The sequence below is a fragment of the Shewanella corallii genome, assembly GCF_023349125.1.
Taxonomy (GTDB): Bacteria; Pseudomonadota; Gammaproteobacteria; order Enterobacterales; family Shewanellaceae; genus Shewanella; species Shewanella corallii.
The window spans coordinates 41,606-57,990 of record NZ_JAKIKT010000005.1; the positions used below are offsets into that span (position 1 = coordinate 41,606).

General features: G+C 50.5%; 18 protein-coding genes. 12 read left to right on the top strand and 6 right to left on the bottom strand.

Annotated features, from left to right (window positions below; translation table 11 throughout):
- The first annotated feature begins 9 nt into the window (after window positions 1-9).
- The 8 genes from L2725_RS13280 (at window position 10) to L2725_RS13315 (ending at window position 6,996) form a co-directional block, all read left to right on the top strand.
- Entirely contained in the window at window positions 10-969 is a 960-nt protein-coding gene (locus L2725_RS13280; protein ID WP_115137682.1) for a beta-ketoacyl-ACP synthase III, read from the top strand.
- Between the two features lie 101 nt (window positions 970-1,070).
- Window positions 1,071-1,997: an ACP S-malonyltransferase gene (gene fabD, locus L2725_RS13285; RefSeq protein WP_249249411.1), complete on the top strand. Its 927-nt coding sequence runs from the start codon at window positions 1,071-1,073 to the stop codon at window positions 1,995-1,997.
- Between the two features lie 11 nt (window positions 1,998-2,008).
- Window positions 2,009-2,755 (top strand): 3-oxoacyl-ACP reductase FabG, encoded by a 747-nt coding sequence (gene fabG, locus L2725_RS13290; RefSeq protein ID WP_115137684.1) that lies wholly within the window; start codon window positions 2,009-2,011, stop codon window positions 2,753-2,755.
- 165 nt (window positions 2,756-2,920) lie between these two features.
- Complete coding sequence (gene acpP / locus L2725_RS13295; RefSeq protein ID WP_006081231.1) at window positions 2,921-3,154, top strand: acyl carrier protein; 234 nt, start codon at window positions 2,921-2,923, stop codon at window positions 3,152-3,154.
- Window positions 3,155-3,335: 181 nt separating this feature from the next.
- Window positions 3,336-4,577: a beta-ketoacyl-ACP synthase II gene (gene fabF / locus L2725_RS13300; protein WP_249249412.1), complete on the top strand. Its 1,242-nt coding sequence runs from the start codon at window positions 3,336-3,338 to the stop codon at window positions 4,575-4,577.
- Between the two features lie 352 nt (window positions 4,578-4,929).
- A complete protein-coding gene (locus L2725_RS13305) occupies window positions 4,930-5,298 on the top strand; it encodes a hypothetical protein (protein ID WP_248937080.1) in 369 nt (122 codons plus the stop codon).
- A gap of 171 nt (window positions 5,299-5,469) precedes the next feature.
- Window positions 5,470-5,949 carry an acyl-CoA thioesterase gene (locus L2725_RS13310; protein ID WP_248937251.1) on the top strand — a complete coding sequence of 160 codons (480 nt, stop codon included), beginning with the start codon at window positions 5,470-5,472 and terminating at the stop codon, window positions 5,947-5,949.
- A gap of 171 nt (window positions 5,950-6,120) precedes the next feature.
- Window positions 6,121-6,996 carry an NAD(P)-dependent oxidoreductase gene (locus L2725_RS13315; RefSeq protein ID WP_249249413.1) on the top strand — a complete coding sequence of 292 codons (876 nt, stop codon included), beginning with the start codon at window positions 6,121-6,123 and terminating at the stop codon, window positions 6,994-6,996.
- Window positions 6,997-7,064: 68 nt separating this feature from the next.
- Here the strand turns inward: L2725_RS13315 and cdd are convergent, their stop codons facing one another.
- Window positions 7,065-7,955: a cytidine deaminase gene (gene cdd / locus L2725_RS13320; RefSeq protein WP_249249414.1), complete on the bottom strand. Its 891-nt coding sequence runs from the start codon at window positions 7,953-7,955 to the stop codon at window positions 7,065-7,067.
- Between the two features lie 30 nt (window positions 7,956-7,985).
- Window positions 7,986-9,401 carry an exodeoxyribonuclease I gene (sbcB, locus tag L2725_RS13325; protein ID WP_249249415.1) on the bottom strand — a complete coding sequence of 472 codons (1,416 nt, stop codon included), beginning with the start codon at window positions 9,399-9,401 and terminating at the stop codon, window positions 7,986-7,988.
- Window positions 9,402-9,708: 307 nt separating this feature from the next.
- Between sbcB and rlmA the strand changes: the two genes are divergently transcribed.
- The gene (gene rlmA, locus L2725_RS13330; RefSeq protein ID WP_249249416.1) at window positions 9,709-10,542 is read left to right on the top strand and encodes a 23S rRNA (guanine(745)-N(1))-methyltransferase; all 834 of its coding nucleotides are present in this window, start codon (window positions 9,709-9,711) and stop codon (window positions 10,540-10,542) included.
- 299 nt (window positions 10,543-10,841) lie between these two features.
- Complete coding sequence (locus tag L2725_RS13335) at window positions 10,842-11,051, top strand: cold-shock protein (protein ID WP_115137691.1); 210 nt, start codon at window positions 10,842-10,844, stop codon at window positions 11,049-11,051.
- Between the two features lie 266 nt (window positions 11,052-11,317).
- On the opposite strand, the gene L2725_RS13340 is transcribed toward L2725_RS13335, so the two are convergent.
- The 4 genes from L2725_RS13340 to L2725_RS13355 form a co-directional block, all read right to left on the bottom strand.
- Window positions 11,318-12,229 carry an ABC transporter ATP-binding protein gene (locus tag L2725_RS13340; RefSeq protein WP_249249417.1) on the bottom strand — a complete coding sequence of 304 codons (912 nt, stop codon included), beginning with the start codon at window positions 12,227-12,229 and terminating at the stop codon, window positions 11,318-11,320.
- A complete protein-coding gene (locus tag L2725_RS13345) occupies window positions 12,226-13,056 on the bottom strand; it encodes an ABC transporter permease (protein ID WP_249249418.1) in 831 nt (276 codons plus the stop codon). The genes L2725_RS13340 and L2725_RS13345 overlap by 4 nt, the downstream gene beginning before the upstream one ends.
- Before the next feature lie 18 nt (window positions 13,057-13,074).
- Window positions 13,075-13,719, bottom strand: coding sequence for a YceH family protein (locus L2725_RS13350; RefSeq protein ID WP_248937087.1), 645 nt, complete (start codon window positions 13,717-13,719; stop codon window positions 13,075-13,077).
- Window positions 13,720-13,947: 228 nt separating this feature from the next.
- Entirely contained in the window at window positions 13,948-14,781 is an 834-nt protein-coding gene (locus L2725_RS13355) for a CvfB family protein (RefSeq protein WP_249249419.1), read from the bottom strand.
- A gap of 454 nt (window positions 14,782-15,235) precedes the next feature.
- Here L2725_RS13355 and L2725_RS13360 point away from each other — a divergent pair, with 454 nt between their 5' ends.
- Together L2725_RS13360 and speE are read left to right on the top strand one after the other, a co-directional pair.
- Window positions 15,236-15,382, top strand: a complete 147-nt coding sequence (locus tag L2725_RS13360; RefSeq protein ID WP_205407348.1) for a hypothetical protein — start codon at window positions 15,236-15,238, stop codon at window positions 15,380-15,382.
- A 107-nt stretch (window positions 15,383-15,489) separates the two neighbouring features.
- On the top strand, window positions 15,490-16,365 hold the full coding sequence (speE, locus tag L2725_RS13365; RefSeq protein ID WP_249249420.1) for a polyamine aminopropyltransferase: 876 nt from the start codon (window positions 15,490-15,492) through the stop codon (window positions 16,363-16,365).
- Window positions 16,366-16,385: the final 20 nt, after the last annotated feature.

Genomic DNA, 16,385 nt, shown 5'->3' on the forward strand with positions numbered 1-16,385 from the left:
TTTCTCCTTATGTATACAAAAATTCTTGGTACCGGCAGCTATTTGCCGGCGCAGGTGCGCAGTAATCAGGATCTGGAAAAGATGGTGGAAACCAGTGACCAGTGGATTATTGAGCGTACCGGGATCTCTGAACGTCGTATTGCAGGCAGTGAAGAATCCGTCTCCACCATGGGCTATGAAGCTGCTGTAAAAGCTCTGGAAATGGCAGGCCTTGAGGCCAGCGAACTGGATATGATTATTGTGGGCACCACCAGTGCTGACAACGCATTTCCTGCCGCTGCCTGTGAAATTCAGGCCAAGCTGGGTGTAAAGACTATTCCCGCATTTGATGTGGCGGCTGCCTGTTCCGGCTTTGTTTATGCACTTTCTATTGCTGACCAGTTCGTTAAAACAGGTGCAGCAGGAAAAGTGCTGGTGATAGGTGCTGACGTATTGTCACGCTTCTGCCAGCCGGAAGACAGAACCACAGTGATTCTGTTCGGTGATGGCGCCGGTGCTGCAGTGGTTGGTGCCAGTGAAGAGCCGGGCATCCTTAATACCCATATCTATGCTGACGGCCGTTATGCCGATCTGCTTAAGTGCCCAATGCCTTCCCGCGGCTTCGATAAAGAAGACGTCAATAATTTCATCACCATGAAAGGTAATGATGTATTCAAGGTAGCTGTGACCCAGTTGTCCCACGTGGTCACTGAAACATTGCGCCTTAATGAAATCGATAAGAGCGACATTGACTGGTTGGTTCCTCACCAGGCCAACTACCGCATTATCGCTGCGACAGCCAAAAAGCTGAGCATGAGCATGGATAAAGTGGTCGTCACTTTAGCCAAGCACGGCAACACCTCTGCAGCCTCAGTGCCTATCGCTTTGGATGAGGCTGTTCGTGACGGCCGTATCCAGCGTGGTCAGTTGCTGTTGCTGGAGGCGTTTGGAGCAGGTTTTGCCTGGGGCAGCGCCCTGGTCCGTTTCTAAACTCGGATCACTATAAGAATAACTGAGGGCCGGAGTGCTCCGGTCCTGATCACTGAACTTAGGTGCCAGTGTTTTGCTGGCACATCCTGAAGGTGAATTATATGGAAAAGACCGCATTTGTTTTCCCTGGGCAGGGTTCCCAGGCCGTTGGCATGTTGGCCGATCTGGCTGCTGAGCATGAAGTCGTGCAGGCAACTTTCGCCGAAGCCAGCGACGCTTTGGGTTATGACCTGTGGGCTTTGGTGCAGGATGGTCCTGCCGAGAAGCTGAATGAGACAGACAAGACCCAGCCTGCGCTGCTGACTGCCAGTGTTGCCATCTGGCGTGTGTATCAGGCCAGTGGCAAAGCTGCTCCTGCAGTGATGGCCGGACACAGCCTGGGTGAATACTCTGCACTGGTCTGCGCCGGAGTGATTGATTTTAAAGATGCGGTGAAGCTGGTTGAACTTCGCGGTCAGTTGATGCAACAGGCTGTGCCTGCCGGAACCGGCGCCATGTTCGCTATTATCGGTCTGGACAACGACGCTATCGCCAAAGTGTGCGAAGAAGCCGCTCAGGGCGAAGTGGTTAGCCCTGTGAACTTCAACAGCCCCGGACAGGTGGTGATTGCCGGTGCCAAAGACGCGGTCGAGCGTGCGGCTGCAGCCTGTAAAGAGGCTGGCGCGAAAATGGCCGTGGCTCTGCCGGTCAGCGTGCCTTCTCACTGTGCGCTGATGAAGCCTGCCGCTGAGAAACTGGCGGTAGCTCTGGAGTCTGTTGCCTTCAACGAGCCACAAATCAAAGTGATCAACAATGTTGATGTTGCCAGCCCAGTTGCTGCCGCTGACATCAAAGATGCATTGGTACGTCAACTGTACTGTCCGGTTCGCTGGAGTGAGACAGTTGAAGCCATGGCTGCTGAAGGTATCGAGCAGCTGGTCGAGGTTGGCCCGGGTAAAGTGTTGACCGGTCTGGCCAAGCGAATTAACCGTAGCCTGACTGCCAAGGCTGCCAACGATGTGGCATCGGTAGCCGCATTGACCGAATAAAGGAGTATCAAATGAGTATCTCTCTGGATCTGTCCGGAAAGGTTGCCCTGGTAACAGGTGCAAGTCGCGGTATCGGTAAAGCGATTGCCACCACCCTGGTGGAAGCCGGTGCTACTGTGATTGGCACTGCCACCAGTGAAAAAGGTGCCGCAGCCATCAGCGAATACCTGGGTGATAACGGCTTTGGTCTGGTATTGAACGTCACCAGCAGTGAGTCTGTGGCGCAAATGTACGCGGATATCAAAGAGCGTGTTGGTGATGTGGATATTCTGGTCAACAACGCAGGTATCACCAAAGACAACCTGTTCATGCGTATGAAAGATGACGAGTGGACAGATATCATTGATACCAACCTGACCTCACTGTTCCGCCTGTCCAAGCCTGTGATGCGCAGCATGATGAAGAAACGTTTTGGGCGCATTATCAATATTGGTTCCGTAGTAGGTTCCATGGGCAATCCAGGACAGGTAAACTATTGTTCAGCCAAAGCAGGACTGGTGGGATTCACTAAATCTCTGGCTAAAGAGGTTGCATCCCGTCAAATTACAGTCAATGCTATTGCTCCTGGATTTATCCAGACAGACATGACGGACGAGCTGACCGAAGATCAGCAGAAGGCCATCATGTCTCAGGTGCCAATGGAGCGCCTTGGGCAGGCTCAGGAAATCGCTAATGCGGTTGTCTTTTTGGCATCAGATACAGCTGCTTACATCACAGGCGAAACTTTGCATGTGAACGGCGGCATGTATATGGTTTAATGGCAAAACGCAGGGAATTTGCCGCGTTTGAGTGGGAGATTCCGCGGCAATTCAAGTATCAGGCTCGTGGTTAGACCACAAAAACTGGACTTGCATTGTCAGCTAAATCGAATAAACTACTCGCAATCTTACGCAAGTGCGTAATTTGAATAGGAAAGAAAACTAATGAGCAACATCGAAGAACGTGTAAAGAAAATCATTGTAGAGCAACTGGGCGTTAAAGAAGAAGACGTTAAGCCAGCGGCCTCTTTCGTTGACGATCTGGGTGCCGATTCTCTGGACACTGTTGAGTTGGTAATGGCTCTGGAAGAAGAGTTTGACACTGAGATCCCTGATGAAGAAGCAGAAAAGATCACTACCGTTCAGGCAGCGATCGATTACGTTTCCAAGAATCAGTAATCAGAATTCCTGAAAACAGGCGGCAATATGCCGCCTGTTTTTGTTTAAGGCTTAAGCGAGTATTCTGTTGTTAGTGCCATTCACCGTAACGTTCGGTGGTTGCTCCTGGTAAGCCGAGGTTTCGACCTGATCCCAATGGGGGACGCCGGGAAACAGAAAAGTTTGAAAGAAGGTAAATACAGTGACTAAACGTCGTGTCGTGATTACCGGCCTGGGTTTGGTGACCCCGGTTGGCAACACAGTAGATTCTACCTGGAAAGCCCTGCTGGACGGTAAAAGTGGTATCGCTCCTATCACCAAGTTTGATGCCAGTGAGTTTGGTACCCGTATCAGCGGCTCTGTAAAAGATTTCAATGTTGAGCAGTACCTGTCTAAAAAAGATGCCCGTAAGATGGATCTCTTTATTCAGTATGGTATTGCCGCAGGCGTGCAGGCGCTGAACGATTCAGGTCTGGAGCTGGACAAGCTCGACCTGACCCGCGCAGGTACTGCAATTGGTGCCGGTATGGGCGGTATGTGGTTGATTGAACAAAACCACAGCGCTTATATCAATGGTGGTGCCCGTAAGATCTCCCCATTCTTTGTGCCAAGCACCATTATCAACATGGTAGCTGGTCACCTGTCTATTATGTACGGTTTGCGTGGCCCTAACTTCGCGGTGACCACGGCCTGTACCACAGGTGTGCACAACATAGGTTTTGCAGCCCGTACTATTGCTTACGGTGATGCAGACGTAATGGTCGCCGGTGGTGCGGAAGATGTGACCAGCCCTATGGGTGTAGGTGGCTTCTCTGCAGCCAAGGCTCTGTCTACCCGTAATGACTCTCCTGAGCAGGCCAGCCGTCCATGGGATAAAGACCGTGATGGTTTTGTTATCGGTGACGGTGCCGGTGTGATGGTGCTGGAAGAGTATGAGCACGCCAAAGCCCGTGGTGCCACCATCTATGGTGAACTGGTTGGCTTCGGTATGAGTGGTGATGCTTTCCACATGACTTCACCTCCAGCTGATGGCAGCGGCGGTGCACTGGCGATGGAAAATGCCATTAAAGATGCCGGTATTGCCAAAGATTCTGTGGGTTATATCAATGCTCACGGTACCTCAACGCCAGCGGGTGATAAAGCCGAAGCCGCCGGTATGAAAACTGTATTTGGTGACCACGCTTATAACCTGATGGTCAGTTCAACCAAATCCATGACAGGCCACCTGCTGGGTGCCGCCGGTGCGGTAGAAGCTATCTTCACCGTATTGGCGTTGAAAGATCAGGCCGTGCCACCAACCATCAACCTGGATAACCCGGATGAAGGTTGTGACCTGGACTTTGTTCCTCACACTGCCCGTCAAACCAAAGGCCTGGAGTATGCTCTGTGTAACTCCTTCGGCTTTGGTGGCACCAACGGCTCTTTGCTGTTCAAGAAAGTGTGATGTCGAAAGACTGACAACATTCGCTCGATAAAAAGCGCCTCAATGGCGCTTTTTTAATGTCCGGCCCCCGTGTGCTATTTCTGAACTCCGGATGTGAGGCTTGTCTCATCTCCGGCTTTAGTCAGTTCAACCGACAATCACCAGGTTATTGGGTGAACCTGCTTTTTCGAGCCTGATTTGCGACTCGAATTGTCTCTCTGGGTGTATCTCGCAGCGCTTTGGCCAAGAGCCTGGCAGGCTGTAGTCCTTTTCCAAATTAATCAAGGGTTAACCTTTATTAACAATGCTTGGTTAAGGATGGATTGCTGCCAATAATGCAAGCCGTTAACTATTCTCAATGGACGCTGCAATTATGCTCAATCTACTTCTTTTGCCTCTGGCAACCGCCACTGGCGCGGTGACTGCCAATCTGACTGACTTTGTACGGGGCGAAACCTCTCAATATCATGAGGATTTGAGCCCGGACACATTAACCTTCTATCTGGCAGTATCAGCGTACATTCTTGTATGGTTTGGATTGCTTATCAGTGGCATTGAGCTGACGTCTGCCAAAGGACTGTGGAGTGGGGTTGAGTATATTGGCCTGTTCATCGCAGGCCTTGTAGCATATACCATGGCAAAAGGTGGCCGTATGGTGAGCCGTGGCGCACAGGTCTGGGTATGGCGTATGGCGTTACCTCTGGTGTTTATTACCTGTGGTCTGGCTATCTACCTGGGTTGATGATATCGGTTCAAACTCTATCAATCTCTCCTGTGTTTTCCCGAAAAGGTGCTGGTACGCTCAGTAAATGCGCTGATAAACCAGCACCTTAATTTATCTCTGTGCCCTTGTGTCTGTCTGACTTAAGCTATAGTGATACTAAGCAAGACCTTTTATGGCGGAATAACGATGATGACTGACAGGCAGCGTGAAATTACCCTGAGGTTCCTGGCCGAGCCTGCTGATGTGAATTTTGGCGGCAAGGTACACGGCGGCGCCGTGATGAAATGGATTGACCTCGCAGCCTACGCCTGTGCGGCGGGTTGGAGCGGCAAGTACTGTATTACTGCCTATGCAGGTGGTATTCGCTTTGTTAAGCCTATTCAGGTCGGCAGTTTGGTGGAGGTGAGTGCCAAGGTGATCTACACAGGACGAACCTCGATGCACCTTGGTATTGATGTCAGAGCCGGCGACCCCAAGCATCAGCAACGTCAACTGACTACCCATTGCGTGGTGATTATGGTGGCGGTCGATGATCATGGCCAGCCGACTCAGGTTCCTGAGTGGATCCCTGAGAGTCAGGAGGATATTGCGTTACGTGATTCTGCGATTCGCCTGATGGAGATGCGCAAGAAGATTACCAGCGAGATGGAAGCCCATATCAAGCAGTAGTCTATCCCATTCCAAACCATTAAAAGGTACCTCAGGGTACCTTTTTTGTTATGTCAGAATGTCATATCCAGCTGCCTTAACTTCCTCTGTGGCCGTGTTAAACTGCCTGCACTTTGATAATCAAAACAATAGAGATGGGGCCTTAAGCCACATCTGTACCCGGAGAATATTATGGCAAAGGTAGCGTTTATTGGTCTTGGCGTAATGGGCTATCCCATGGCGCGACACTTAAAGCTGGCAGGGCACGAGGTTAGTGTATATAACCGCACCACGGCGAAAGCTGAGCGTTGGGCGCAGGAGTATGATGGTACCTTTCAGGCCACACCGGCAGAGGCCGCCCGGGGAGCTGAGTTTATCTTTACCTGTGTGGGTAATGATGATGATCTGCGCCAGGTCGTGACAGGAAAGCAGGGCATCATGGATTCCATCGCAGCTGATGCCATTTTGATAGATAACACCACTACCTCGGCAGAAGTAGCCAGAGAGCTTAGTACTGCGCTTAAAGCCAAGGGCGCATACTTTCTGGATGCACCTGTGTCCGGAGGACAGGCGGGGGCTGAAAATGGCGTGCTGACTGTGATGGTCGGCGGTGAACCAGAGATCTTTGACCGCGCCAGGCCAGTGATTGATGCCTTTGCCCGTTGCTGTGAGTTGATGGGCGAGGTGGGCAGTGGTCAGTTGACCAAGATGGTGAATCAAATCTGTATCGCCGGCGTGGTACAGGGCTTGTCTGAAGGCCTTCACTTTGCCCGGAGCGCAGGTCTTGATGGTGAAAAGGTGGTAGAGGTGATCAGTAAGGGCGCGGCCCAAAGCTGGCAGATGGAAAACCGCTACCAGACCATGTGGGCCGGGGAGTATGACTTCGGTTTCGCCATCGACTGGATGCGTAAAGATCTGGGTATTGCCCTAGATGAAGCCCGACGTAACGGCTCAACCCTACCCCTGGCTGCCCTTGTGGATCAGTTTTATGCCGAAGTGCAGTCAATGGGGGGCAACCGCTGGGATACCTCTAGCCTGATGACCAGACTGGAAAAGAACCGTGGTTGATACCGTGACTTGCCATAAAAAAGGACAGCATCTGCTGTCCTTTTTTGTGACCGGGGTGACTACAGGTCTCAGCAGGGCTCAGCGACCACATGTTCAAGCTGAACCTGGGTGACAGCGCCCAGCGCCGCAACTGAGGCATTCGCCAGGGAGATTTTACCGGCGGAGGACTCAAGCAGTACCACACGCTCGATGGCGTCGAAGCCAAGGTTGTGGCGCATCAAACTGCCCAGTGCCATCTGCAAAGGCATCATGGATGGATTAAAGGCCGCGTTTTCGGCGTAACGCCCTACAAACACCTGCCCATCGTGAGTTTCAATAGCAACTGCAGCATGATTGCTGCTGTAGGGGGCATAACTTTGGTTGGCCTGGTCAAGGGCTTCAATCAGCAAGGGATCATCGGTTTCCAGTGCCAGCTCTATACTCTGAGGCGTAAGCAGTGGGGCAGTGATATTCAGATCTTTGGGACCAAACGCATAGGGCAGGTAATGCGCCAAAGGGGCTGTGGCCTGACCCGGCAGGTGGATACGGATATCTGAACCTTGCACCAGTTCATTGATAAACTGGCGACAGTGCCCACAGGGAGAGGCATTAACAATGATATCTTCGATACCTGCCTCACCTTTCAGCCAGGCGTGGCTGATGGCGTTTTGCTCCGCATGTACCGCCTGCCCCAGGGCTTCACCGGCAAGCTCCATATTGGCGCCCATATAGAGATCGCCTGAACTACCTATGGCGATAGCACCCACATAAAAATCACTGATAGGTGGATTGGCCAACGCTGCGGCAATGGGCAGTAGAGCCAGCAGCAGTTCATTTCTTTCCATGCCTGAATCGGCTATCAGGTTTTCCAGCTCAGCTTTGCTGATATGACCGGAGAAAGAAGCACCCAGTAAAGGGATAAGCGGGGTGGCCAGAATCTCTGGCACCTGGGTTATGCGTGCAACAAATCTGTCTTGCATTTCCCTTTCCTTACTAACAAATAAAGTTGATCACAGCGACTGCAAATATTGAACAAGGGCTCGCAGCAGCTTTTGTTTGTGCTCGTCCTGTGCAGTTTCTTCCAACAGGTTTTCCAGTTTGATGACATAGTCTGGATCTGCAGACAAACGTTGCTGACAGAATTCACGCCACCTTACTGACTCCTGATAATCCAGTGTCTCCGGATAGTTACGTGCTTTAAACCTGAACAACATCTCCTTTAGACGGGGGTCATCAAATTGCAGCTCCAGCGCGGCCAGATTCTGAGGTGCTGTATTGCGGATAATATCCATTTTGGCTTTATCTGCATGACTGAAGAATCCACCTGAGTAGAGCATAAAGTCAGGGTCGGTCTCTTTTGACTCATAACCCTCTTCAAACAATGCCACCAGTTTCTGGCGAATATCCGGATGTTGTTTTAACAACTTGTACTGCTCCCGGGCAAAATCTTTATCAAACCCAAGACGCCCTGCGTTCTCATCGGTAAGGGATTTGGCGGTGGCAACAAATGGACATTTATTGAGATGAACCTGCTTCACCGGGATCGGCAACTCATCCTCTGCCAAATCCCGGCGGGGTGTATACATTCGCTCCCGAATCGTCTCCACGTTCAGCTCAAACAGTGGGGACAGGTCCATCGCCAGGTTGACGCAAATAATGGCGTTTTTGTTGTCGGGATGATGGGCGACAGGAGCTATCAGAGTGGCACAACCATTGGCTGCACTTACTTTACTGCTGATATGCAAAAGAGGCTGCATATTCAATACATCCAGGTGCTTAGCCACTTCCTGCTTACGACGCAGACCAAAATAATACTGAAACAACTTGGGCTGCTTTTCTTTAATCAACTTAGCCATGGCGATAGTGGCGTACACATCGGACATGGCGTCGTGAGCCTTCTCATGACTCAGTCCATTGGCTGCTGTCAGGTGCTCCAGTTTAAAAGAGGGGGTGCCATCTTCTTTGGTTGGCCAGTTGATACCTTCCGGGCGCAGGGCATAACAGGCACGAACCAGGTCGATCAAATCCCAGCGGGAGTTTCCATCTTTCCATTCACGGGCATAGGGATCGATAAAGTTACGGTAGAAACCGTAGCGGCTGACTTCATCATCGAATCGCAGAGAGTTATAGCCAACAACACAGGTATTGGGCTGGCTGAATAGCTCATTAATCCGGCCCATAAATTCACTTTCCGGCATCCCTTTCATATTGGCCAGTTGCGGAGTGATACCTGTGATCAAAATGGCTTCAGGTGAGGGCAGGTAGTCTGGCGCAACCTGACAATAAAAGGTTTCTTCCTCTCCAATAATATTCAGATCTGCGTCTGTACGGATCCCGGCGAATTGTGAAGGCCGGTCTTTGGCTGGGCTGGCACCGAAGGTTTCGTAATCGTGCCAAAAGAATGTGGGCTCGGCGAATTTAGTCATCTGGTGTTATTGGCTGTTTGTTTTAGCTTGGCCGACAATGCCGGCATTGATGATGTACTGTGGCATGAGTGCGGCAGCATTGACAATCCGCATTCGGCTCTTGAATTTGCTGAGGATATTAGCCCATGCCAAGAGTTTCTCCATAGATAGTCGAAGCATATCATGAAATAACACTGATAAAGCTTATCTTGCCGGGCTTATCTCATCGCCCTGCTGCAGATTTGCTCATTTCCGCAGCCCTGATTGAACCAGTCGAGTCTGATTGGTGTATCATTCGGCTTTTCAAACGTGCTGGCCTTGATTTCCCATGAACTACATTTGCCCTTTATGCCGCTCCCAACTGTTTGACGCTGACAGAAGTCTGGCGTGCGCCAGTGGACACAGGTTTGATTTTGCCAAAGAGGGCTATATTAATCTGTTGCCTGTTAATAAGAAGAAGTCCAAAGACCCAGGTGACAATAAAGAGATGATGTTGGCCAGACGCAGTTTTCTGGACGCCGGGCACTATGAGTTTCTCAGTCAAAGAGTGGGTGAACTGGCAAAGGAATTTGCAAAGGACAGTACCCAGGTTTTGGATTTGGGTTGTGGTGAAGGGTACTACACCCAAAGGTTGCAGCAGGCGCTGTCGAGTGACGGCAATGAGCTGAGCGTTTATGGTCTGGATATTTCCAGAGCCGCGCTGCGTTATGCAGCCAAGCGCTACCGGGATATCCGCTTCAGCGTGGCCTCCAGCTATGATATGCCGTTTGCTGATGCCAGCTTCGACCTGATGCTGAGGATATACGCACCATCGAAAGCGGCAGAGATGGCGAGGGTGTTGAAACCCGGTGCCACATTAATTACCGTGTCTCCCGGAAAAACTCATCATTATGCGTTGAAGCAGATGATTTATGATGAACCGAGATTTCATGAAGTGAAAGACACAGCCTTGGAGGGCTTTGAGACGGTACATCAGGAAAACCTGACTTCCGTCTTGTGTTTGCCTCCAGGTGACATGGTTTTGCATTTTCTGGAAATGACGCCCTATGCCTGGAAATTTGCCAGCACAGAAAAACAGCAGTTGGCAAAAACAGGCCTGGAGTGCGAACTGGACTTTTTTGTTGAGGTCCATCGCAAAAACCATGATTTAGACGCAAGCTGATAATAAATTGTTAATTGCAAAAGGGATTTTGTTGGTTTTCAACGACATTGCTGGTCACTTTGGTACAAGTCGCGGATAAACTCACAAAGTCCAGAAAAAATAAAGGAAAATTAGAGTTCCAATAGGAATTATCCAGGTTGACTTAGCTGGAGAATAGTTTATATTCAGTATGGCTTGAAAGTTGGGCTTATATTATGTCTTCATTACGACCAGTTTCGTCCTGTTAACATAAGTAATACCGGCAATTTCAGCTCCACTGCCGTTTATGGCTTGTGTTTTAATTTAAAAGGATGACAATCATGTCTCAAGTAACTGGTACCGTTAAATGGTTCAACGCTGATAAAGGTTTCGGATTCATCGAGCAGCCAGGTGGCCCAGATGTATTCGTACACTTCCGCGCTATCCAGACTGACGGTTTCAAGACTCTGGACGAAGGTCAGAAAGTATCTTTCACTGTGACCCAAGGTCAGAAAGGTCCTCAGGCTGAGAACGTAACCGTAATCGGTTAATTTTTGCTTTAGCCTTTAGGGGCTTAGGTAAAAAACTAAAAAGCTGCGTTAATCGCAGCTTTTTTGTGTCTGGCGTTCAGACACAGAGCTTCAATACCAATCGTCCTTTTCTCCAGCCTCAGTTCACGCCTGTCCAATGTGGTTAACATTGGCACGTGTACCACAGCTTTATTATCTCTTTTTTACAGTTCCCCTTACGCGTGAGCCCGGAATATAAAAATGCCGGTCGCAATAGAACCGGCATGTGATACGGAGGCGACTGCCTGCTAGGACGAGGCAGAGAAGAGTGAGTCTTCCAGCGTTCTGCCATTGAGCAACATACGATACTGCCATCCGTGAGCTGATAGCAGTTGCAGTACCTCAGACTCAAGTTGATGCCCCTGTCTGGGTTGTGTCTGCAATACAAACTCACCCGCAGCCGTTTGCTCAACCTTGCTGACGCCGGTCAGACGTTCCAGTGCCGGTAACAGAGTCTGATCGTCGGCATTCATCATTTTAAGCGTGAGGTAACTGACGCCCGCATCAGCAGACTCAACCGCCATGGATTTAGTCAGCTGGCCTTTGTCGATATAGAGTACTGAACTGCAAAGTTTCTCCAGCTCATCCAGATTGTGGGAGCTGATCATAAACTGAGTCTGATCTTTCAGACTCTTAATTAACTCCCTGATGGCTTTGGTATTGGCGGGATCCAGGCCTGCGGTAGGTTCATCAAGCAACACCAACTCAGGGTTGCCGAGCAGAGCCTGGGCGATACTGACACGCTTGTTCATACCGTGGCTGAGCTCAGAAGGCTGTTTGTCTGCGATGCCTTCAAGATCCACCAAAGCCAATACTCGCATCGCTTCAGTCTGTGCCTGCTTGGCTGACATTCCCTGCAGGCGGGCAAAGTAGGTTAGCTGAGCCTTGATGCTGAATCTGGCATCCAGTTTGGCGTCCTGGGGCAGGGCGGCCAAGCGGCCAGCCAATGCTGCAGAGCCGGGGGCATGACCCAACACGCTGATGCTTCCCGAGTCAGGGCGCTGGTAACCGCACAGGCAGCTGAACAGGCTGGTCTTACCGGCGCCGTTGGGGCCGACCAGAGCGACAGGGCCGCCGGATTCCACGGTAAAGCTCAAACAATCAAGCGCCCGATGGCTGCCATAACTCAGGCTGACTTGGTCACATTTAATCAGGCTCACAGGCGTTTCCTCCAGAAGATGATGGCGCCGGCGGCCAACAGAAGTAAAGATTGGATAACAGGGATGAGTATATGGCCCAGGACTCCCGCCCCTTTGGTGTTGATCATAGCGCTCAGCTGACTGCCGGGAATGATATCTGTCATAAACGACAGTATCGGCAAGTTATAGGTCAGCAGCTGTATCACCAGACCGCCCAATAACAATATGATGATGGCCCAAAGTATGCTCATTCTTGAGGAGCGGCAAACCACAGACAACAGCGCCATTAACGCCAGATAGGGCAGCGCGTTAATAACCAGTGCAGGCAACACCCATAGGGCTTGTTGTAACCCTGCCGCCAGGGTATCAGCCTGTCTGAGCATTGCCATTAACAGGGTTGCGGCAATGGCGAGCGCAATAAGCAGAGTTTGCAGGATCAGGTGGCCCAGTAAGCGTCCCCAGAAAATCTCGTGCCGACTGGCTCGCTGGAGCAGAAATCTTAACGTTCCCTGTTGTCTGTCGGTGGCAAACATATCCGCTGAAACCATTAATACCGACAGGGGGAACAGATACAGCGCCAGTACCCAGAACATGGCCATTTCGGGGACTTTCCAGCTGAGGATTTCATTGGCCTGGCCTTCGGTAAACGCCCGGACCATATCGATAAAACCCGGCTGAGACAGCCAGTTTGCCGCGCTGCCTATGGGGTAAATCAGCAGCACCAGCCAGCAGAGGATAAAGGCGCCCAGGCCGATCAGCCCACGGGTACCGCTGAGGGCTTTTCTTAATTCAAATTGCGCGATAAGCCAGAGGCTGGCTGGTCGCGGGATGATGGTCTGGTTTGTCATTCATAATCCTTGTTATAATTATTCAAGCAGTGCTTTTAGTTCAGCCACCTGGGCTTTCAGCTCAGTCACTTCCAGCTCGAGTTGGGTAACCCGCTCTGCCAGCGCCGGAGACGCGGGTTCAGCAGAAGCTACCGGGAGCTCACCAGTCGGAAGGTTCGCTGCCTCCTCACTGAAGAGTTCTGTGTAACGGCTCTCTCTTTTCCCTGGCTCTCTGGGCAGAATTTTCACTATTGGCTCTTCGCGTCCGGCCAGTGCACTCAGGGCTTTTTCCACCTCTTCGATGGCAGAAAACTCATACAGGCGACCGGCTCGGGTACGCAGTTCGCCCGGGGTTTGAGGACCACGCAGCAGCAAGAGACAAACAATGGCAAACTCGGCCTTGCTCAGCTGAACGTCTGAAAACTCGGTATTGCAGAATCTGTGCTTGTACTTGACGACGCGACTGCCAAAACCGGACTGCTCGCTGATCAGGCGTTTCTTGTTGAGGCTGTCGAGCCCTGATTGTACGTCCACTTCGGACAGCGCCATAACTGGATCCCGGCTGGTTTTCTGATTACAGGCCTGGGTCAGCGCATTAAGGGAAAGGGGATACTGCTCTGGGGTGGTAACTTCTTTTTCCAGCAGACAGCCAATAATGCGTCCTTCGATACTGTTCAATTGCATATTCACTTCTCATTATGCGGATACCTTAGTCTGTTATATCACTGCTACCTGGGTCCGACCATAGACAAGCTGCTGATTATCTCAGGATAAAAGTGTAATTGAATGCGAATTAAGCAGAGGTTTATGTGCTGATAAATGTAAGCCCCGGCTTTAACACTCCGGTGCATGCCGCCACCAGGGCAATAAAAAAGCACTCCGTTGGAGTGCTTTAGTGCAGTGTTTTTCGCCTTATTCAGTCAGGTGTAAACCATCGTCGGCAATGGTCAGCTTGCCTTGCTTGTACAGGCCACCAATGCTCTTTTTAAAGGCTTTCTTACTCATGCCCAGCTGCTGGTAAATCACATCAGCGTCGGTTTTGTCTGTAAGCGGCAGGAAACCACCGGCTTTTTGCAACTTGCTCAGGATCAGTGTTGAGAACTGATCCAGCTCCGCTTTTGAGCCACGCTGCAACTGCAGGTCTACTTTGCCATCGTGGCGAACCTGCTTAATGTAAGCCTTAAGGCGCTGACCATACTTCAGCGGCTTAAATACTTCGTTGGTATAAATCACACCTGTGTGGCGGTTGTTGATAATCGCCTTATAGCCCAGATCTGTTGTGCCGGCGATAATAATATCTACCTGCTGACCATCTTTATAATGGGCAGGGATTTTATCGAGAAACTTATCAATTTTCGCTGACGCCACGATACGCTCGTCGGCGCGGTTGGTGTACACATGCACCAATACGCCGCGGCCTTCTTCCGGAGGGCGTACCTGCTCAGCAAACGGCAGCAGCAAGTCTTTATCTAGTCCCCAATCCAGAAACGCACCGATGCGTCCCACAGACACTATTTTCAACAGGGCAAACTCACCAATCTGAGCTTTGGGTTTCTGGGTGGTAGCAATCACCATATCGTCGGAATCCAGATAGAGGAAAACTTCTACCTGCTGACCCACTTCCAGCTCCTTTGGTGCCAATTTGTTGGGCAGCAATACCTGACCCAGTTCGTGAGCATTGAGATAGAAGCCGAAGTTGACCTGTTTGACCACGTCCAGCGTGTAGGTTTTACCGATTTGAATCATGAATTATCCGATTACTAAACATTGATTGGGATCGGCGGCAATTATAAGGCAATCAAGGAGCGTATGCTCGGATTTTCCCGAGTCGGATGATTTCCCGCTCAACATCGACATAATAGGTCAGGCAAGTGACTGTTTTACCGTGGTCTCAACCAGCTTGTTAACATTCGCCATATTTGGATTGTGGATGGCTAACTGTCTATTGAATAAGTGAAATTTAATACAGGATTGGCGATGGGAGCGGCATATGAATCTCAACGCGCAAAAAAATGATTAAATCCGTTAAATTCACTCTTGCAATCGGCGGGATTGAGGATACATAATTGCGCCGTTTTTTCGGGCAAACCTGCCTAACATTCGGAAATTACGTGAGTAGTTAAGGTTCATATGGTTCACAAGGCATTAACCGTGTAAATGACAGCGACATTTACACGGTGATATTGAGGATTTTCAGCACATGTTCCAATCTGTTCTTGCTGCACTGTTTATCAAAGTGCGTCTGCGCCACCACCTGGCACCGGTATTTTTTGACAATACCGATCGCAAGCATCTCACGTTAATTCGCATCAATTCCGGCCGCGAAGAGGCCAATAGTCCCATCTGATCCGCAGACCCTTGTCGGCGGTGTACTCCTTTTGCCCGGAGCGTCTTTGATGACGTTGTCTGGGAGACACTTATTTTAAAAATTTTTACCCTAAGTCTGGACCCAGGATGCATAACAAGCACATTTATTACGAGACGCTGCACAGCAGTTATGGCCAGTACTTCGAAGTGGACGAAGTGCTGTTTGAACAGAAAACGGATCAGTGGCATCTGACCATCTTCAGTAACCCCCGCCTGGGCCGGGTAATGGCGCTTAATGGCGCGATTCAGACAACTGAGCAAGACGAATTTATTTATCACGAGATGCTGACCCATGTGCCTGTGCTGGCTCATGGCAAGGTAAAGTCAGTGCTGATTATTGGCGGCGGTGACGGCGGTATGCTGCGTGAAGTGATCAAGCATCAGAGTATCGAACAAATCACCATGGTTGAGATTGATGGCGCCGTGGTGGATATGTGTAAGACCTGGTTCCCTCAGCATTCACAGGGTGCCTATGATGATCCCCGTGTTGATCTGGTTATCGACGACGGCATGGCGTTTGTCGCCAATACCGACAAAAAGTTCGATGTGATTATTTCTGACTGTACCGACCCGGTTGGTCCCGGTGAGGTGCTGTTCAGCTCCGACTTCTATGCAGGTTGCAAGCGCTGCCTGAATGAGGGCGGTATTTTTGTGGCGCAAAATGGTGTGCCATTTATGCAGGTGGAAGAGCTGCAGGACACAGTGCGTCGCATGAGTTCTTACGTCAAGGAAACGACGTTTTATCAGGCCGCAGTGCCAACCTATATTGGTGGCGCCATGGCCTTTGCCTGGGCAACAGACAATCTGGAAGCCCGTCAACAAAGTCTGGATACGCTGACTGAGCGTTTTAACGCCAGCGGTATCCAGACCCGTTACTACACTCCGGCAGTTCATCAGGCGAGTTTCGCCCTGCCGGCTTTTGTTGAACAGGCTGTGAAGTCAGCAATGACTGTGACAGCTTAATTCCTTGTTTAAGGCTGAAT